The following is an 18342-nucleotide window of genomic DNA, read 5'->3' on the forward strand; positions in this document are numbered from 1 at the left end:
TTTGGCATATGATTAACTATTGATTAAATACCAGGAGTCATGATGGCTAACAAAAAACCAGCTACACCCAGCATCAATATCGGTATTACTGATGCCAATCGCCAAAAAATTGCGCAGGGTCTCTCCAAATTTCTGGCCGATAGCTACACTCTATATTTAATGACCCATAATTTTCATTGGAATGTCACGGGACCGCACTTTAATACCTTACACACAATGTTCATGACCCAATATACCGAGCAATGGGCTGCATTGGATCTGATTGCCGAACGTATTCGGGCGCTTGGACATCATGCACCGGGAACCTATAAAGAGTTTGCAAGCTTAGCTTCGATCCGGGAGGCAGAAGGCACTCCAAAGGCAATGGAGATGGTGCGTTATTTGGTGAATGCGCAAGAGGCAACCGCGAAAACGGCTCGCAGTCTCTTCCCAGTGGTTGAGAAAGCCAATGACCAACCAACAGCAGACCTATTAACGCAACGGATTGATATACACGAGAAAACCGCTTGGATGTTACGTAGCCTGCTCGAAACCGATTAACTCAAATTTAAAAGACTCTGATGATTCATCATCTCGATCACTTGGTGCTCACTACCTCTCATGAGAAGGAGTGTATTGATTTCTATACCCGCGTTCTTGGCATGACTCTTGAATCATTTATTGGTGGCACACCACCGGTTGAGCGCAAAGCATTTAAGTTCGGTCAGCAAAAGATCAATCTTCACATCAAGGGTAAAGAATTTGAACCCAAGGCGGATCTTCCAACACCCGGTTCGTTGGATCTGTGTTTTATTGCAGATCGTCCCTTGAGAGAGGTGATTGAGCAATTGAATGCTAAAAACTGGCCGATTATCGAGGGACCGGTGGTTCGCACTGGCGCAACGACCAAAATCAATTCAGTCTATGTGCGCGATCCTGACCAAAATCTAATCGAAATTAGCGAACTCATTTAGGGGTGCCTTTAAGTTGTTTTGGAGTTCTTTAGTCGCTCTTGAACAAAGAAATACCAATTGGTCTGTCGTTGCCAATACTCCTTCCATAATGAACGCCAGTTTGCTTTGGGTAGGCGCATTTGTCCCTTGACATCGCCGTAGATATTCCTCGATTGCAAACCATGCTTAGCGCATAAATGTCGGATCGCTTGATTTTCAAGCACGCAATGCATGTAGAGGGAGCGATATCCACGGTTTTGCGCCCAGGTGATTGCTTCACTGAGTAGCTGATCAGCTATTCCTTGGCGACGAAACTCTTTTTTCACAATCACCCCAAATTCAACTGCATCATTGAGACAGGCAATATGAATCACGCCAGCCCAATGACCATCATGATGAGCAATCAGAAAATGATGATTTGCTTTGTCCTGTTTAAATTTACCGACGAGGCGATTGATGCCCTCAGCGCTTAAGCTAATCCCAAAGTAGTTTCTAAGTGTCTGCGGATCCAAGGTTTTCAGCCACGATCCATACCGATTGATTTGGGTATTGGGCAGAAAGTGGGTAAAGACCGTCATCTTAGGACCCCATGGGGTAACTTTTTCGGTTTCTTGCGATGTACGCTAAACGAGCCTCAGACCAGGCTTCAACGATGCTTTTAAGGTATTTCATTAGGTTTTTCATTTTCTATCCTCTTGTAAAGGCCTGATTTCAATAGGAATTAACTCTTTTTAAGGGTTAACCCTAAACTACTATACGCTCTTTTTCAGAATGCTGCATGACAGCAAAAAAAAGAGAAATCCAAACCCATGCTCACAGATGCCAAAGGGTTGGCCATGGTTGATTGGCTAAGTTCATCACTTGTTCACCAAATGAGGAACAAATTGCAACTTGGGGTTATCAGTGCAGGGCAGTGCAAAATCAAAACTGATACCATCGAATGGTTCAATTCATTAAAAATAATAAGACCGATCGATGCCGCATGACGTTACCTTAATTGCAATTTTGGCTGGAGGCTTTGGGCTCGCTCTTGTTTTTGGGCTTGCGGTCTCTTACCTAAAGATGCCACCGTTATTAGGCTATCTAATTGCAGGTGTCGTGATTGGCCCTGCAACGCCAGGCTTTGTTGCCGACATTGGTTTATCGACTCAGCTTGCAGAAATTGGTGTGATGTTGCTAATGTTTGGGGTCGGACTTCATTTCTCAATTAATGATCTACTGGCTGTCAAAAAAATTGCGGTTCCTGGTGCGCTTTTCCAAATGGCAGTTGCCACTGCACTTGGCTATTTGGTAGCACATTACTGGGGCTGGTCCTTAATTGGCTCCATCATCTTTGGCTTAAGTCTATCGGTAGCTAGTACCGTTGTTTTACTGCGAGCCCTCGAGTCAAAGGGGCTTTTAGAGACGGTGAATGGCCAGATTGCAGTCGGCTGGTTGGTAGTTGAGGACTTGATGATGGTTCTAGCCTTAGTGTTGGTACCGGTCATGGCTGAGATTTATGGCAATGATGGATCGGCTGCACACTCCACCAGCCCTAGTGAATTACTGAGCTTAGTCGGAATAACCTTGGCCAAAGTGACTGCGTTTATTGTTTTGATGTTGGTCGTGGGCAAACGCTTGCTTCCTAAAATGCTGTGGATCGTTGCAAAGAGTGGTTCACGCGAGCTCTTTACCTTAGCGGTGATTGCAGCAGCAATCGGGATTGCTTTCTTAGCCGCAGAACTATTTGACGTCTCGTTTGCTCTGGGCGCTTTCTTTGCTGGCATGATGCTTGGTGAGTCTGAGCTCAGTAAGCGAGCAGCCGATGAGTCATTGCCTCTTCGTGATGCATTTGCGGTCTTGTTCTTTGTATCCGTCGGCATGCTTTTTAACCCTGAGATCATCTGGCAAGAGCCCATCAAATTACTGATTGTGATTGCCATCATCATGGTTGGTAAAACATTGGCGGCAATTTTGCTGGTATTGCTATTCAACTACCCCTTGGGTACTGCCTTAACGGTTGGCGTTAGTTTGGCTCAGATCGGAGAGTTCTCATTTATTCTCGCCGGCATGGGCCTTGCCATGAATCTAATTCCGAATGAGGCATACAGCTTGATCTTGGCAGGAGCAATTTTGTCGATTGCCTTTAACTCCTTCTTATTTAATGGGATCGAACCAGCCTTAGTATGGGCCAGAAAGCGCTCACATCTGGCGCGCAAGCTGGATGAGCGCCTGGACCCTCTATCATTGTTGCCCACCACCGTTAATGAATCGCTCTTGCATAAGCAAGTAGTGATTGTTGGCTATGGCCGGGTTGGTAAGAAAGTTTTTGAAAACCTCAAAGCGCAAAACATTAATTGCGTGATCGCCGAGAAAGACCGCGGTACTGTTGAAGAATTGCGCAAGCAAAACATACCAGCAGTAACTGGTGATGCAGCCGACCCCTTTGTTTTGATTCAGGCACATATCGCCCGTGCAGCAATCTTGGTTATTGCAACCAAGGATTCAATTGATATTAGTAAGATGGTGGAAACTGCGCGGACCCTTAATCCCGAGGTCAAAATCTTTATCCGGGCGCGAAGTCCTGAAGAGATCGAGCTCTATGAGAAAGAGGGCTGGGGTAAATCCTTTACACCCGAAGATGAGTTGGCAGCACGCATAGCCGGTGAGGTCATCGCGGAGATGGCAAAATAATTTATCTATTTGTTTAGTACCGAAAATAATGGACCACAAGACCTTGATGGCTAAACCCAAAAAGCCCATTTGTATTGCAGTAAGTATTGCGGCGACCTTATTGCTAGGTGCTTGTGCGGGAGGTCAGTCCAATAATAACTTTGGGAATGCTGCAACCGTGAGTGCGAGCCCCCAAATGCTATCGAATGCACAGCTGGAGTCTTTAGTTTCTCCCATTGCCTTGTATCCTGATTCACTACTATCAATTATGTTGTTGGCCTCAACCTACCCGCTTGAGGTTGCTGAAGCCTATAACTGGCGCTCGAGCAATGCGAGTTTGCAGGGCAGTGCGCTTACAAATGCACTCAATGCTCAATCGTGGAACGATAGCGTTAAGTCATTGATTTCATTTCCTCAGGCTTTAAACATGATGGGTAAGCAATTGCAGTGGACACAAAATCTTGGAAATGCTTATAAATTGCAACCGGCAGATACGATGAAAGCCGTGCAAGTACTGCGCAAGAAAGCACAAACCGCCGGTACCTTAAAAAGCAATGCCCAAATGGCCGTGAGTACTGATGCCAGCGGGAATATCATCATCGCGCCGCCCAATACACAAATTGTGTATGTACCAACCTACAACCCAACCCAGGTTTATGGTCCTTGGCCCTATCCCGATTACCCGCCATACCCAGCGTACGACCCAGCGTGGGGCGCAATGTCATTTGGTGTGGGTTTAGCGGTTGGAGGGGCTTTATGGGCAACGCCAGCTTGGTCAAGTGGCACAATTAATGTGAACAATAATGAGCAACGTCCTACCCGAGGCTTAATTGGTCCGAGCAGTATTGCCAATCAGCAACGCCTCTTAAACGATTGGAAAAATAACGCCACTCCACAAGAGCGTCAGGATGCGCGTAGTGCTGCGCAGCGCGCCGATAGTTCATTTGAGAAAAATGCTACAGCCCAAGAGAAGGCACAAGCTAGCCGTCTTGATCAAGAAGGGCGCTCCGCAATTGCAGCGGATCGAGCAAACCCCAATGCAACTCGAGAGGCCGCCCAAGAAAATGCGATGCGAGAACAGGCGCGCTTTGATGAGAATCGGGATCGTTTCGGGGGCTTCCGTGGAGGGGGCTTTGGGGGTGGTCGCATGGGTGGATTTAGGCGCTAATCATGCTATCAAGCAAAATACGATCAATGAAAACAATGAAGATACTTTTGGGATTGGTATTGGGATATTTGGCAATCATTCCGGCAATCAGTTATGGCCAAGTAAAGCCCCATGATGCGTCGACTGCTGCCATGGTGGAACTTTGCAAAGCGCGAAACGATATTGATGCTCAGAACTTTTGTTTTGGATTTGGTGAGGGGGTATATCAGGCTTATTTAGCCAGTCGCCCAGCGGGCGCAAAGCCTAATATCTGCTTTGGATCTAGCAACCACACGCGCGAGCAAGTGCTAGAGGATTTTCTGAAATGGAATCAGCAAAATCCTCAATTTAATCAAGAGCAGGCTGCCAAAACCCTGGTCCGCTTTTTTAAACAACGCTACCCCTGTAAATCGTAGCTAATTTAGGCAATCGTTATACAATCGTTTTGAGTCCCGCCGATTCTCTTTGCTGAAAGGAAAAAACATGCTCCAGATGCTGATTAATGATTCAATGAGTACCACTGACAAGATCATGAAAATCGCTGGTTTTATTGGTATGGTGGTTAGTATTACGGTTGCGTTTTACTTGATCTTCTCCGCAAGTGCCCCTGACTCCAAAACCGCTGTATTTATATTCTCTCTAGGCTCTGGTCTTGCCCTTGGTTATTTGTCATTTGCGATTAAACAAAAATCTCGAAACTAATTAAATAGAATCAATCCTTGATGGCTCCATTGCGGAGCCATTTTATTTTTAAGAGCACTCAATGAAAAATGAAACCAAAGGCATGCTGATTGGTTTCATTGGTATTTTTATATTCAGCCTGACCCTACCAGTTACCAAAATAACCGTTGAGAGTCTTAATCCCTATTTTTTGTGCTTTGCGCGCGCATTACTCGCTGGAATCTTGGCGGGGGGCTATCTAATCTATACCAAAGCACCCATTCCAGACGCGAAACAAATTCGTCAATTTGCGATTGTGGCGCTTGGCGTTGTCTTTATCTTCCCGCTATTCATTAATATCGCGATGACCACGGGTGAAGCCTCTCATGCCGGAGTTATTTTGGGAATCATGCCATTAGCTACGGTCGTTGCAGGAGTGCTACTTTTTCAAGAGCGCCCGTCCTTGGGCTTTTGGATAAGCGCTTTAACAGGCTGCTTCTTAGTTTGCACCTACGCATATTTAAATAGTGAAGGGGGATTTCGGTACACCGATTTCTTATTATTAATTGCTTGTGCAGCCAATGGAATTGCCTATGCGATTGGTGGCAACTTGTCGCGTACGATGAATGCTAAACAAGTGATTTCATGGACCTTAGTTCTCTCATTGCCGATCAACTTCATTGGAAGCGTTTTCACTTTCCAAGAGTCTTACTTAGTAGCGAGTGCCAGTATCTGGATTAGCTTTTTATACCTCGGGATCTTTTCAATGTTTATTGGATTCTTTTTTTGGTATGGCGGTATGGCGATTGGCGGAATCTCACGCGTGAGTCAGGTTCAATTATTGCAACCCTTTTGTACCTTACTAGCCTCTGCTATTTTGGTCTCCGAGCCCATTACATGGATGAACATCCTATTTGCTGGTCTGGTGATTACGACGGTCATGATCGGGCGCCAGATGTTGGTCCGTCGGGGACCGGCTGTCTAATTGGATTGACGGATAAATGGATTCAGATTATGAAATTAACCGCAGAATCAAGCCAGTAAAGGGTCTGATGGCGGTCAAGATCCCAAAAAAATGCGGGATTATCCCTAGAGTAATCCCCTTGTGTTCATGGGATCTGTGTTGCAAACTCTAATCGTTATCAGTTGCAATTCACTAGGTAATTGGTAATAAAGATTTAGGAGACTTCTATTTTGGGCTGCTGATGCAGTCCATTTTTGTAAAGTTTATTAATTGTTTGTTTAAAGGAAAAATATGAATAAAGCTGAACTCGTAGAAAAAATTGCTGATGATGCTGAACTTTCAAAAGCTAGTGCAGAGCGTGCTCTGAACTCTGCGATTGAAAATATTATCAAAGCAGTAACGAAAGGTGACTCTGTTCAGTTAGTTGGTTTTGGAACCTTTAGCCAAGGTAAGCGCTCAGCACGTACTGGTCGCAATCCAAAGACTGGTGAAGCAATTAAGATTGCTGCATCTAAGACCGCAAAGTTCTCTGCTGGTAAGGCGTTCAAAGACGCTGTTAACAAGCGCAAGTAATACCAATTAGGTATTTCCAAAAAGCCGCCCACGAGGCGGTTTTTTGTTGCTACGCAGCATTTATGACTGATTAAACACTTGTGTTTCGGAATCAAAGGACTAGAATCCAAGAATGCTTCAATACATCGGCAAAAGATTTGTCCATTGCTTTGTTATTGCCTCCATCATTTTTGGATGCTCGGTGCAGGCTGCCACACCATCATTTAAAGAAGATTTAGATGATTTTGAAGAAATTTATCTCCTATCCAATCAACATTCTGCCCCCGCTGTTCTTGATGCGCCAGTAATTCTTTGGCAAAACGAAGATCTCTCACAAACTGTATTGACAGCCCATGGCGCAGTTGATGATTTTGAAAAACTTATACTTAAAACAAATCCCGCATTTATTCTGCAACATTTAGAGTATTCTCTTTGCTCCGTTCGACCAGTTCTTTTTGAACGGCAAACACCAAACTTTCACCAGGCCCGAGCACCCCCAATCATCATTTGATGAATATTTTTTTGGGGTAGAAGCAATTTCTACGTTGTATCAACCCTTGCTTGGGGTTCATCGGTGTATTTTATTAGACTGTCAATCAGTTTTTTTGTCCTTTCTTTTAGTATTGGGCTTGCTCATGCGCAAAATCCAAATCGCGCTATGGATTTGCGGCAATTGTGGTCGGAGTTGCGACTTAATAATCCACAGCTAACTGCGCTTCGAGAGAATTATTTAGCAGCAAAAGCGACTGTACCGCAGATTGCGGCGCCATCGAATCCCCAGTTAGGACTTGTATGGTCTGGAATTCCCCCCAATACGCCATTGGGGTTAGGAAACGCTGGTAATGTAGGGCCTACAAATAATTCAATTTCATTTGCGCAGCCTTTCCAGTTCCCTGGAAAAAAGAGTCTAGCCTCCGAAATTGCCGATAATTCAGCCGAGTCATTATTGGCTCAAAGCGAATCAAATTACCTTCAGCTTGGGGCACAACTATCAACCCTGTATTACAACGCATTATCTGCTCAAAAGCAGCTACAAATATCTAAAGAGATGGTGGCGCGTTTAGAGTTAATTAAAAACGTATCACGTTCACGCTATGCCAATAATTCTGCAGCATATGTTGAGTATCTAAATACTCAAGTTGCTCAGAGCGCAGCAATGGCAGAGCAATTTAATCTAGAGAAGCAGTTGCAACTGGCATATCGTAGTATCAATCAACTTATTGGGCGGGATCCGAGAGAAAAAATTGCTTTATCAGGAGATATTCAGCAAGCACTTCGTTCTGTACCTACATTAATTGAGTTAGAGAACTATGCTGAAACCAGCCATCCCTTGTTGCGAAGCTCCCAATTGGATCTTGATGCTGCCCGAAAGGGTGTCAGCTTAGCTAAAAAAGCATACTTACCTGACTTTCAAATTATCGGATCTTCTTACACTCCAAGAGGCCCATTTGCATCAAATAATGGTGCACTTTTTTATCAATTTGAATTTGATATCGTGATTCCATTGTATTTTTTCATGAAAGAAAAATACGGTGTTGAGCAGGCTATCCGTAAGCAGTCAGCAGTCGAGGCAACAAACATTGCAAATCGTCAGCAAATTATCTTGGGCGTGGCTAATGCCTATACAGTATTTGAGCAAACTAAAAATCGAATGCAATTTATACGCGACAGTCAATTACCCCAGGCTGATGCTGCCTATAAGGTTGCCCTTACACAATATTCAAATAATGGCCAGGGATTTAATGATTTGCTAACAGCCCAAAATCAACTAAGACATATTCAAAACCAATTAACGGTCACCGAAAGTGATTTATTGCAAGCTTTTGCAGTCTTGATGGTCTCTGCTGGCCGGGAGCCCTTTTAGGAATTCTATGAAACATCATTTCAACCCCAAATTGCTTAACTTTTTGAATGGGATCTTTGTAATTATTAAGCAACGATTACAAATTATTTCAGATGCTTATTGGCAATTAAGCCCAAATCAACGATACCGTATTCGTTTAGCCTCATTTGCATTTGCAATTTTAGTTATTGGATTTATTGGAGGTCGCCTGACAACCGTTCATCGGGTTGTTAAAACTGAGCAGCAAGAAAAAGAGATGGTGGTTGATAAATCCGGAATGATTTCATTAACAATGGCCGGAGTGGAACTAAATTCTGAAATTTATCAATTTGAGAAAGTATCCATCCAGTCTGTTCCTCAAGAAATCAGAGTTCCTGGGCGATTAATTTTTAATGCTGAAAAAGGAAAATTATTAAGCGCTCGAGTGCCCGGGCGGGTCGAGCGAATTTTTACATTTGAAGGATCACCAATTGATATTGGTAGCCCAATCATTGAGCTTTATAGCCCCGAATTTAATTCTGCTCAACAAGAATTTTTATTAACATACCAAACAGTGAAAATCCTCAGTGAATCTAATTCATTGACTAATCTGTTAGCCGATGCAAGGATTACTCAGGAAGCGGCAGCTAATCGACTTCGAAATTTAGGGTTTGCTGATTCTGATATCAAATTATTGGAGAAAACAGGCAAATCTAATCCGAACTTGTTATTGCGCTCACCGTTGAAGGGGGTTGTTGTAAAGCGCAATGTGGAACCCGGTTCAATTGTGAACAGTGGTGATCCATTAGTTTTCTTAGCGGATCCCAAAGCTCTTTGGTTTGCCGGTAATATTTTTGAGCAAGATGCGCGTCTAATCGAAAGAGGTCAGCAGATTCGAGTTTCACTTGAGGCATTTCCAAATCGAGAAATTACTGCAAAGGTGAATTATGTTGCTCCAACAGTAGATGCCCAATCGCGAGGTATTTTAATTCGCGCAGATATTGATAATTCTGATGGTAGTTTGCGTCCTGATATGTATGCAAACGGTAAATTACAGATTGGTACGATGCAGGCAATTGTGGTCCCGCAAGCTGCTATTGTGCGTGACAAAGAGATGCTATATGCCTTTGTTCGCACGTCACCCGATAACTATCGCCGCCTCGTGGTTAAGGGGTTTGATTTTGATGGTAAGCGTTTTGCGATCACGGACGGTGTTGAGCCAAATAGTGAAATTCTGATTAAAGGTGCTGTACTACTTAATGAGCGTTTTATAAAACAGGAGTAGTGCGTGAGTCTCGTTAGTTCATTTGTTCGTAGCGTTATTCAAAAACGCATTATTGTTTTAGGATGCTGTGGATTGCTTTTAATACTTGGCATCCTCGCATTGCGGTCATTACCCATTCAGCCTTATCCAGGAGTGGCCCCATTAACAATCCAGGCGATCACGCAATGGCCGGGCAGGGGAACGACGGAAGTAGAACAGCAAATCACCATACCGGTCGAGAATGCTCTAGCCGGCATTCCGGGTGTGCAAACCTTTCGTTCCGTATCTCTTTTTGGTCTGTCTGTTGTCACCTTAAAGTTTAATAATTCAACTGATCCCTTTAGGGCACGACAAATATTCATTAGTAATCTCTCTAAAGTTGATTTTCCACCTGGGGTAATAACAAGCGTTAGTCCTGATTCAGATGCAACTGGAGAAATCATGCGTTACCAGGTTGCTTCAGAGCATGCTGATTCCTCAAAACTCAAAACACTTCAAAATTACGAAATTTATAAAGAGTTGAAACAAACTCCAGGTGTTGCTGAAGTCACCTCATTTGGCGGCAAGGTTCGACAGTACCAAATTGTGATCATGCCGGAAAAAATGCAAGCCAAGGGCGTTACGCTTGAGCAGCTGGTTTCGGCTCTAGCAGCTGCCAATGCCAATACTGGTGGAGGCCTATTACCTAGCGGCGAACAACAGTTTGTGGTTCGTGGGGTTGGATTATTAAAGAATGTGCAAGATATCAAGCAAGTAGTGATTGCTACCAATAATGGTATTCCTATTCGTATCGGAGATATTTCTGATGTCAGGATTAGTCATGCACCACGCTTAGGAATTTTCCAATTCGATGACAAGCCGGACGAAGTAGAGGGAATTATTTTCTTGCGTCGTGGAGAAAATGCTACCGAGGTATTAGGTCGAGTGCGCGAAAAAATCAATCATATCAATAGTCATGTATTACCTCCTGGAATTGAGATCAGACCATTCTATGATCGCCAAAATTTATTAGATATAACTGTTGGCACAGTTAAGCACACATTATTTTTTGGGATCTCTTTAGTTTTAGTCGTACTTTATGTATTTTTAGGTAACTTTCGTGCGGCTGCTGTCGTTGCTGCCGTGATCCCGTTAGCGCTCTGTTTTTCATTCATCCAAATGGATCTGTTCAACGTACCAGCTAATTTAATTTCTCTGGGGGCGATTGATTTTGGCGTGATCGTAGATGCCGCTGTCATTGTGACTGAAAATGTGATGCGACATCTTGAGGATGGGAAAAAGCGCCTCAATCAGAGTATTGTTGTCGCAATTAGCGAAGTACAGCGCGCCATGATCTATTCTGTTTGCATCATTATTGTGGCTTATTCGCCATTATTTTTAATGGGAGGGGTGGAGGGAATTATCTTCAAACCGATGGCATTTACGATGGGATTTGCACTCATTGCGGCGATGATTTTGAGCCTTACTTTCTTGCCTGCCATCATGTCTTTAATTTTTGGTGAAACGTTTCATCATCGTCCACCTCGTTTTATTACATCCTTATTAATTTGGTATCGACCTCTTTTGCGGCGTTGGATGGATAAACCTCGAACTATTGCCGCTGTCTCAGTATTTATCTTGGGACTTGCACTTTTGAGCACCACTCGCCTGGGAACAGCCTTTTTGCCTACTCTTGAAGAAAATAATATCTGGCTGCGTGTTACTTTACCGAATACGGTGGATCTTGATTATTCAGTGAATATAGCTAACAAACTACGTGAGTTATTCAGAAAGCAACCTGAGATTGAAAAAGTTGCAGTACAAATCGGTCGGCCAGATGATGGTACTGATCCAACTGGTGTATTTAATCAAGAATATGGTTTGTATCTAAAATCCCCAGAGAATATGCCTACTGGCAGTAGTAAAAAATTACTAATTGCCAATTTAGAGGAAGAGCTTCAGAAAATCCCGGGCTTAAGCTACAGCTTCTCTCAGTATATTCAAGATAATGTGAATGAGGCTTTATCTGGTGTAAAAGGTGAAAATTCCATCAAAATCTATGGTCCCGACTTAGAGGTTTTAGATCAAAAGGCTCACGAGGTCTTGAGGTTGCTTAAAAAGGTTCGTGGTATTGCGGACGAAGGTATTTTGAAAGAGTTGGGGCAGCCAACTCTAAATATTGAGATTGATCGTGAGCGTGCTGCACGCTACAACATTGAAATGGACTCAATTCAATCATTAGTTGCGAATGCAATTGGTGGTACGCCCATTACCCAATTGTTAGAGGATGAAAAAAGTTTTGGTATTGCGATACGGTTACAAGAAGATCATAGGAACGATATCTCAGATATTGCAACCCTATTAATCGATGTTCCCGGAGGCGGACGAATTCCCTTATCGATGGTTGCTAAAGTAAAAATAGGAGATGGCCCTTTTTTCATTTATCGTGAGTATGGTAAGCGGTATATAGCAATCAAATTTAGTGTTCGCGGACGAGATCTTGGAAGTGCTATTGAGGACGCAAAATTTTTGGTTGATAAATCACTTCGATTACCACCAAACTACTCAATTGCCTGGGATGGTCAATTTAATCAAATGAAAGAAGCGCAACGTCGCTTAATGATCATCGTGCCTTTGGCGCTTCTTGCTATTTTCTTTTTATTACTTAGTGTATTTGGTAACCTTCGTGACGCATCGATTGTGCTGATCAATGTTCCGTTTGCAGCCATTGGAGGGATTATTGCCCTACATCTAGCGGGTGAGACTCTAAGTATTTCAGCGTTATTCGGCTTTTTGTCCTTATTTGGTATCGCAGTTTTAGATGGTGTCATCTTAATTTCATTCATTAATAAAGTGAGCACCGAAGATGAATCACAAATGAAGGATGCGATCGTCGAGGGCGCAAGCTTGCGAGTGCGCCCAGTTCTGATGACTGCCTTACTATCTGGATTGGGTTTATTGCCCGCAGCCTTGTCGCATGCAATTGGTTCAGAGGCTCAGAGGCCATTAGCGCTTGTCATTGTGGGCGGTATGATTACGGCCACAATATTGACGTTGTTTGTTTTGCCGGTCTTTTATGCATGGTTACGGTCTCGAAAAGGAAGTAATCTCTATACTGTATGAAATAATTAATTGAGTATAGAAAGTGGCGACTAGGGATTTACTAATCATCGGGGATGGTTTCTCGGCTGCCGTTTCCTTGATTCATCTACTGCGTCAAGGGATTGATGCACAGTCAATTACGATTCTTGGCAAGTATTCTCCGGGACGTGGCAATGCATATAGCTGCTCAAGCCCAGCATTTCGGCTAAATGTCCGAGAAGATCTCCCAATCATTTTCGCCGAAGACCCGCTGCATTTTGCCAGGTGGGCAAATGAGCATATTAAGGATCCCCAAGCCAAAACAAGCGCAGGTTACTTCTATCGCCGTAGTGATTTTGGCGCTTATATAAATCAATTGGTTAATGACCAACTTGACGGTAGAGCCCTCAATCATATCCAAGGTGAGGCAGAGCGCATCACTGGGTCTGATGGGCAATGGCAGGTGGAGCTCAAGACTGGTGAACATATTGATGCAAAGGCAATGATTCTGGCGACAGGTAATGCGACCCCGATCTGGCCATGCCCGGTTCATATCGATCAATTCTCGAACCATTGCACCCTGACTGAGAACCCATGGCCGGGTGATTACCTCCATCGGATACCCGCAAATGATCATGTCCTTTTACTCGGTGGTGGGTTAACGGCATTGGATGCCATTAATGGTTTGGTAGAGCAGGGTCACCAAGGAAAAGTCTTAGTGATTTCTCCACGAGCACTTTTTCCCCCATCTCAGGCGCCGTGGACCAGAATGAGGCAACCGCAATGGCCTAATCCCATCACACCTGCACGATTGGTACGCTTCATGCGCCACTATCTCCCGAATACCCCAACCGATCAATCGGAATGGCAATGTGCCTGGGAAGAGCTGCGACCCGATCTCAATCGTATTTGGCAGGGATTTAATGCTTATCAGAGAAGAATCTTGATGAAACGCTTTGGTTGGCTCTGGAACCTCTATCGCTTTCGGGCTTCACCGCAAACTATTGCGGCTTACCATCAATTGCGCGATCGGCAACAAATTGAGTTTCGATGTGGACGCGCCAAGGAGATAGCTGTTCGGAACGGAGCGATTCATGTGTCACTTCACCATGGAGAAGTGACACATGGCCATCATTTAATTAATTGCACTGGGGTAGCACGTGACCGATTAGTTGATCAGTTGATAAGCGACGCTATTGCAAGCCCTGATGCACTCAAGAGTTCGATTGCAATCGATTCACAGCTTAGTGTTCTTGATCCAAAAGGCAGGGCTCATCAAAGCCTTTGGATGATTGGACCAGCGACCATGGGTAGTTTGGGGGATGTAATCGCAGCAAGTGCGATTGCTAAGCAAGCCGAGCAACTCGCCAAAGCAATCCGATTAAACTGGATGCCTAGTTCATCCGTTCAATAAAACGATTATGAAACGATTCCCTAAACACTCTCAGTGCAAATTCATTATTTTGGCCGCCTTAATAACGCTGCAGGGCTGTGCCGCTGTCTTTACAGATGCATCGGACGCTAATCATGTCACCTTTTTGAATAGCGCCGACGAGTCACTTCCTCAATTAACAGAGAAGGCAAATGCTTATTGCCAACAGTACGGTAAGAAAGCCGTATATCGCAAAGGCGATAATTTACTGGTTGCTGTATTTGACTGCCGTTAAGCTTATTTTGTTTTCTTGGGGGTGGGTTTAGTATTCAAGAGCTCAGGCTGCATCGTTGTATCCTCCTCGATTGATTTGCGATAGCCCGGTGGGTACTTGCTCCAGTCATAGCCTTTGCGGGCTCGCTGATAGCCATAGTCATACAGCGCTTGCATGTATTTGGTATCAAATTCTTCAATACGCGGGAAAGTAAAGTCTGAGCCGATATAGGCTAGATTGAAACCGACTCGGTCATCCTGGGTGATGTTGTAAATACGATAAAGGTCACCGAGACCTTGCGATTGAATCAATTGCGAGATCGCCCGACCCGCGATACTCAGGGTGCGACGCTCGGTTTGTTGCCAATCGACATCTAGGCGCGCATTGCGAATGATGTAGGCCTGGCGATTCGTATTGCGCTTCACACCAATTTCCTTCGCACGGTTTGCTGCTGCCCCGGGATAGAGAAAAACCTGAGTGGTTGCACCACCATCGACGTGCATCTCCTGGAACTCCTTACCATCGATGATGAAATCAAACATCACAGGTGGAAAAGCTGCTGGAATTGAAGCGGAAGCTAATAAGATCTTACGAAAGAGCTCTAGGGATTCTGGGGTGCCGATGCTGGCGATTTGCCCCATATTCCAGATCACTGGAGTGCCTGCATCAATATTGGTTGTGCCAATTAAAAGCCAGCGACCGCGGTTGTTGTACTCATGCGCCACTTTTTTCAAAAAGTCGGCGGTGACATGTTTGGATATCAGCTGAAACAAAGGGGAGGTGTCCGCTAAGCCATCGCCAAAAAACCCGGACAAAAAGCCGCGCGACTTAAAAATATCACTGGGCTTAACCTTGGTATAGACCTCTGTGAGAACAGGATCATAGTCTTTACCTAAATAGGCAAAGGGCGCAATTAGGGCTCCGGTACTAATTCCAGTGACCAAATTGAACTCAGGACGAGTGCCTTGTTCAGTCCAACCAACCAAAAGGCCTGCACCAAATGCTCCGTTATCACCACCACCAGATAAGGATAGGTAATTGCTCTTGCCATCGAGAACCGTTTTGCCCAAGCGTTTATTGAGTTGATTGACATCATCAACAAAGCTATTAATACCAGCAGAGGTGGCGATCAAATAGCGCGAGCTTTGCATGCCAGCGATTTGTGCGCGGGTCAAATCGGAGGCCGGTACGGCAGCTTTGCGCTCTAAGGTGCCGCAAGCGCTAAGCGCTAAAGCGCCAAGAATGAAAAAGGTATAACGGATGAGTGGTATGCGCATGGTTGATTTAAAAAAAAATGAATAAAGAATTCTGAGAAAAAGGGGCCTATAGCTTAAGGGGTACGAGTAATGCAACTATCATCGCAAAAAGGAGGGCGCGAGTATTCATTGGCAATTCCTTAAGTTGGCATGAATTGGGTAAGGCAAATCATATATTGCCAATAGTATTGTCGGTAGTTTGGGGTAAGGGTACTAGCTATATAGCTAATATTGATTAGAACGCCTCTTTCTCAGCCTCTAAATAGGCAAGGCTCGTGTACTTACCAATATTGCCATCGAACCCCTGCATGGTTTTAGCCCGCTTACTAACGCGCGGATCTTTCAACACCAATGATTTGGCCACACTTAAGTCCTGACCATCTTTGACGGCTTTGACGCAGGTATCGTAAATGCCTGCCAAGAACTCGCCGTATTCATTGAGGAGCTGTTTACTCGGTTCACCATGCCCTGGTACCCAGAGCTGATCACCTTCGGTCGATTGTAAATTCTGATAGGTCTTAAAGGTGCCGACATAGGAGCCATCATCAATATTGGCAATCCGATTACCCATTGCAATATCGCCTACGTAAGTCACCTTATCTTCAATCACCTGCATGCATATATCACCAGGGGTGTGCGCAGTGCCATGGTGATGCACTTTGATGCGCACATCGCCAAAGTTAAAGATATCACCCTGATTAGCGTCGTGAGTCGGCGGAATCACCTTAGTACCCGCGGTCGCTTGATTGGTCCAGCGCTCCATTAAACTGCGCCAGGCATTACCTTCGATACCTTTGATCTGTTTGATGGAGTAGGGATGCGCATAAATGGGCATGTCCTTACTGTAGGTTTCCACAAATGCTTGATTACCTAAAAAATGATCGCCGTGGTAATGCGAATTAAAAATTGCAATCACCGGTTTATTGGTGACCCTCTTAATCATCCGGATTGCCATCTCACCAATTTGCAAGGAGGCGCCGGAATCTAATATGACGACCCCTTTGCTAGTGACCACGAAGGTCACATTAGCCATCATGCCCCGGTTTTCAGGTGTTGGAAAGCCGTCGGGCGAGTAGATTAACCAAACGTGCTTACTAATCTGCTTGGCAGGAATATCCTTGACTGGCGGCCCTTTGAAAAAATCCTCCGCCGCACTGGCAAACTGCATGGCTTGCGGGGCAAGCATGATTCCCCCGGCTCCTGCGATCCATTTGAGTGCCTGACGACGTGTATCAGCAACCATTGAATACCCCCATTGATATATTCAGTTTAGCGAATATTTGCCCTGCCTATCAATTTCAATGATTACTTGAGTAATTTGTTCATCAATCGCTATCCCATGACCAATTTAGCAATCTGGGTGTAGAGCGGGATCCCAAGGATTAAATTGAGTGGGAATGTGATACCCAAAGACATACCCATGTACAAAGCAGGGCTCACCTCGGGCAAAGCATGTCGCAATACTGCTGGCACCGCAATATAAGACGCGCTAGCAGCTAGCACCATCAACAAAATCGTATTACCCAATTCCACCTTGAAGATGTAGCAGAGTAAAAGCGCAAAGAGGGAATGGCAAAGGGGCGCTACAAAGGCATACACAATCAAACGTCTGGGCTTGCCCTTGAGATCCACAAAACTCTTGGCGCTCATTAAGCCCATATCTAGTAAGAAGAATGCCAACATCCCTTTGAATAAATCCACGGAGAATGGCGCCATTACCTTTTGCCCATCGGGTCCCGAGATAATGCCAATTAACATCGCACCAAGTAGCAATAGTTGCGCGCCGTCCGTAAATGACTCGTGCAGCAGTTTGCCAACTCGCATGGGTTGCTTAGTTTGCGATACAGAGGATTTCGCACGATTGGCGAGGAAGATCGCCAAAATAATTGCTGGGGATTCCATTAGTGCCATGGCAGCAGCCATATGGCCACCATATTCGATCTGAACATGGTTGAGGTATTGAGTGGCGGTAATAAAGGTCACTGCGCTAACCGACCCATACGTCGCGGCAATCGCTGCTGAATCAAGAGCGTTGAGTTTGGTCTTTAGAAAGTAATAACTGACGAGCGGAATAATGCAGGCTAGGGCAATCGCAATGATCAAGCTGGTAGTAATTGCGAAGGTAAGCCCAGATTGGTGCAAAGCGAACCCACCCTTGAGGCCTAAAGCCATTAAAAGGTAAAGAGATAGAAACCGGGTGATGGGTTGCGGGATCTCGAGGTTGGAACGAACCAATCCTGCAAACACGCCAAAGATAAAAAACAGGATGGCGGGATCAATAATGGTACTCATGAGTTCTTATTTTCTCATTTTTAGAGAGCTCCTCAGAAAAAGAGCTACTCCCCCCTAAAAAGTGCTTGAGTAGAATAGACCCATATTTATTAGGG

Annotated in this window: 18 protein-coding genes; 14 read left to right on the plus strand and 4 right to left on the minus strand. The window is 44.7% G+C overall.

The features are described 5' to 3' along the window. Positions 1-42: 42 nt before the first annotated feature. Together QUE62_RS03725 and QUE62_RS03730 are read left to right on the plus strand one after the other, a co-directional pair. Entirely contained in the window at positions 43-540 is a 498-nt protein-coding gene (locus QUE62_RS03725) for a Dps family protein (RefSeq protein WP_286224496.1), read from the plus strand. A gap of 20 nt (positions 541-560) precedes the next feature. Further along, positions 561-953, plus strand: coding sequence for a VOC family protein (locus QUE62_RS03730; RefSeq protein WP_286262353.1), 393 nt, complete (start codon positions 561-563; stop codon positions 951-953). A gap of 8 nt (positions 954-961) precedes the next feature. On the opposite strand, the gene QUE62_RS03735 is transcribed toward QUE62_RS03730, so the two are convergent. Beyond that, a complete protein-coding gene (locus tag QUE62_RS03735) occupies positions 962-1510 on the minus strand; it encodes a GNAT family N-acetyltransferase (RefSeq protein ID WP_286262356.1) in 549 nt (182 codons plus the stop codon). A 397-nt stretch (positions 1511-1907) separates the two neighbouring features. Between QUE62_RS03735 and QUE62_RS03740 the strand changes: the two genes are divergently transcribed. The 12 genes from QUE62_RS03740 to QUE62_RS03795 all read left to right on the plus strand — a co-directional run bounded on the left by QUE62_RS03740 (position 1908) and on the right by QUE62_RS03795 (position 14720). Beyond that, a complete protein-coding gene (locus QUE62_RS03740) occupies positions 1908-3605 on the plus strand; it encodes a cation:proton antiporter domain-containing protein (RefSeq protein ID WP_286224499.1) in 1698 nt (565 codons plus the stop codon). A gap of 46 nt (positions 3606-3651) precedes the next feature. Further along, positions 3652-4752, plus strand: coding sequence for a DUF3300 domain-containing protein (locus tag QUE62_RS03745; protein WP_286262357.1), 1101 nt, complete (start codon positions 3652-3654; stop codon positions 4750-4752). 35 nt (positions 4753-4787) lie between these two features. Beyond that, positions 4788-5147 (plus strand): Rap1a/Tai family immunity protein, encoded by a 360-nt coding sequence (locus tag QUE62_RS03750; RefSeq protein ID WP_286262359.1) that lies wholly within the window; start codon positions 4788-4790, stop codon positions 5145-5147. Between the two features lie 94 nt (positions 5148-5241). Further along, the gene (locus QUE62_RS03755) at positions 5242-5433 is read left to right on the plus strand and encodes a hypothetical protein (protein ID WP_286224502.1); all 192 of its coding nucleotides are present in this window, start codon (positions 5242-5244) and stop codon (positions 5431-5433) included. 61 nt (positions 5434-5494) lie between these two features. Next, positions 5495-6376: a DMT family transporter gene (locus QUE62_RS03760; RefSeq protein ID WP_286262361.1), complete on the plus strand. Its 882-nt coding sequence runs from the start codon at positions 5495-5497 to the stop codon at positions 6374-6376. 270 nt (positions 6377-6646) lie between these two features. Next, positions 6647-6928, plus strand: coding sequence for an HU family DNA-binding protein (locus QUE62_RS03765; RefSeq protein WP_108508243.1), 282 nt, complete (start codon positions 6647-6649; stop codon positions 6926-6928). A 112-nt stretch (positions 6929-7040) separates the two neighbouring features. Beyond that, a complete protein-coding gene (locus QUE62_RS03770; protein ID WP_286225986.1) occupies positions 7041-7418 on the plus strand; it encodes a hypothetical protein in 378 nt (125 codons plus the stop codon). A gap of 147 nt (positions 7419-7565) precedes the next feature. After that, entirely contained in the window at positions 7566-8771 is a 1206-nt protein-coding gene (locus tag QUE62_RS03775) for a TolC family protein (RefSeq protein ID WP_286224505.1), read from the plus strand. Positions 8772-8778: 7 nt separating this feature from the next. Continuing rightward, positions 8779-10014, plus strand: a complete 1236-nt coding sequence (locus tag QUE62_RS03780) for an efflux RND transporter periplasmic adaptor subunit (protein ID WP_286262363.1) — start codon at positions 8779-8781, stop codon at positions 10012-10014. A 3-nt stretch (positions 10015-10017) separates the two neighbouring features. Further along, complete coding sequence (locus QUE62_RS03785) at positions 10018-13095, plus strand: efflux RND transporter permease subunit (protein ID WP_286262365.1); 3078 nt, start codon at positions 10018-10020, stop codon at positions 13093-13095. A gap of 22 nt (positions 13096-13117) precedes the next feature. Next, positions 13118-14467, plus strand: a complete 1350-nt coding sequence (locus QUE62_RS03790; protein WP_286262367.1) for an FAD/NAD(P)-binding protein — start codon at positions 13118-13120, stop codon at positions 14465-14467. 7 nt (positions 14468-14474) lie between these two features. Then, complete coding sequence (locus QUE62_RS03795) at positions 14475-14720, plus strand: hypothetical protein (protein WP_286262369.1); 246 nt, start codon at positions 14475-14477, stop codon at positions 14718-14720. Positions 14721-14722: 2 nt separating this feature from the next. Here the strand turns inward: QUE62_RS03795 and QUE62_RS03800 are convergent, their stop codons facing one another. The 3 genes from QUE62_RS03800 to QUE62_RS03810 all read right to left on the minus strand — a co-directional run bounded on the left by QUE62_RS03800 (position 14723) and on the right by QUE62_RS03810 (position 18247). Next, positions 14723-15976, minus strand: a complete 1254-nt coding sequence (locus QUE62_RS03800; RefSeq protein WP_286262371.1) for a patatin-like phospholipase family protein — start codon at positions 15974-15976, stop codon at positions 14723-14725. 214 nt (positions 15977-16190) lie between these two features. Then, positions 16191-17198: an MBL fold metallo-hydrolase gene (locus QUE62_RS03805; protein ID WP_286225993.1), complete on the minus strand. Its 1008-nt coding sequence runs from the start codon at positions 17196-17198 to the stop codon at positions 16191-16193. A gap of 89 nt (positions 17199-17287) precedes the next feature. Continuing rightward, positions 17288-18247 (minus strand): sodium-dependent bicarbonate transport family permease, encoded by a 960-nt coding sequence (locus QUE62_RS03810; RefSeq protein ID WP_286225994.1) that lies wholly within the window; start codon positions 18245-18247, stop codon positions 17288-17290. Positions 18248-18342: the final 95 nt, after the last annotated feature.

The sequence above is a fragment of the Polynucleobacter sp. HIN9 genome, from assembly GCF_030297635.1.
Lineage (GTDB): Bacteria > Pseudomonadota > Gammaproteobacteria > Burkholderiales > Burkholderiaceae > Polynucleobacter.

Excerpts from the sequence above, each read along its gene's own strand:
- QUE62_RS03725 (WP_286224496.1), top strand. The coding sequence starts at position 43 with ATGGCTAACAAAAAACCAGCTACACCCAGCATCAATATCGGTATTACT.
- QUE62_RS03730 (WP_286262353.1), top strand. The coding sequence starts at position 561 with ATGATTCATCATCTCGATCACTTGGTGCTCACTACCTCTCATGAGAAG.
- QUE62_RS03735 (WP_286262356.1), bottom strand. The coding sequence starts at position 1,510 with ATGACGGTCTTTACCCACTTTCTGCCCAATACCCAAATCAATCGGTAT.
- QUE62_RS03740 (WP_286224499.1), top strand. The coding sequence starts at position 1,908 with ATGCCGCATGACGTTACCTTAATTGCAATTTTGGCTGGAGGCTTTGGG.
- QUE62_RS03745 (WP_286262357.1), top strand. The coding sequence starts at position 3,652 with ATGGCTAAACCCAAAAAGCCCATTTGTATTGCAGTAAGTATTGCGGCG.
- QUE62_RS03750 (WP_286262359.1), top strand. The coding sequence starts at position 4,788 with ATGAAGATACTTTTGGGATTGGTATTGGGATATTTGGCAATCATTCCG.
- QUE62_RS03755 (WP_286224502.1), top strand. The coding sequence starts at position 5,242 with ATGAGTACCACTGACAAGATCATGAAAATCGCTGGTTTTATTGGTATG.
- QUE62_RS03760 (WP_286262361.1), top strand. The coding sequence starts at position 5,495 with ATGAAAAATGAAACCAAAGGCATGCTGATTGGTTTCATTGGTATTTTT.
- QUE62_RS03765 (WP_108508243.1), top strand. The coding sequence starts at position 6,647 with ATGAATAAAGCTGAACTCGTAGAAAAAATTGCTGATGATGCTGAACTT.
- QUE62_RS03770 (WP_286225986.1), top strand. The coding sequence starts at position 7,041 with ATGCTTCAATACATCGGCAAAAGATTTGTCCATTGCTTTGTTATTGCC.
- QUE62_RS03775 (WP_286224505.1), top strand. The coding sequence starts at position 7,566 with ATGGATTTGCGGCAATTGTGGTCGGAGTTGCGACTTAATAATCCACAG.
- QUE62_RS03780 (WP_286262363.1), top strand. The coding sequence starts at position 8,779 with ATGAAACATCATTTCAACCCCAAATTGCTTAACTTTTTGAATGGGATC.
- QUE62_RS03795 (WP_286262369.1), top strand. The coding sequence starts at position 14,475 with ATGAAACGATTCCCTAAACACTCTCAGTGCAAATTCATTATTTTGGCC.
- QUE62_RS03800 (WP_286262371.1), bottom strand. The coding sequence starts at position 15,976 with ATGCGCATACCACTCATCCGTTATACCTTTTTCATTCTTGGCGCTTTA.
- QUE62_RS03805 (WP_286225993.1), bottom strand. The coding sequence starts at position 17,198 with ATGGTTGCTGATACACGTCGTCAGGCACTCAAATGGATCGCAGGAGCC.
- QUE62_RS03810 (WP_286225994.1), bottom strand. The coding sequence starts at position 18,247 with ATGAGTACCATTATTGATCCCGCCATCCTGTTTTTTATCTTTGGCGTG.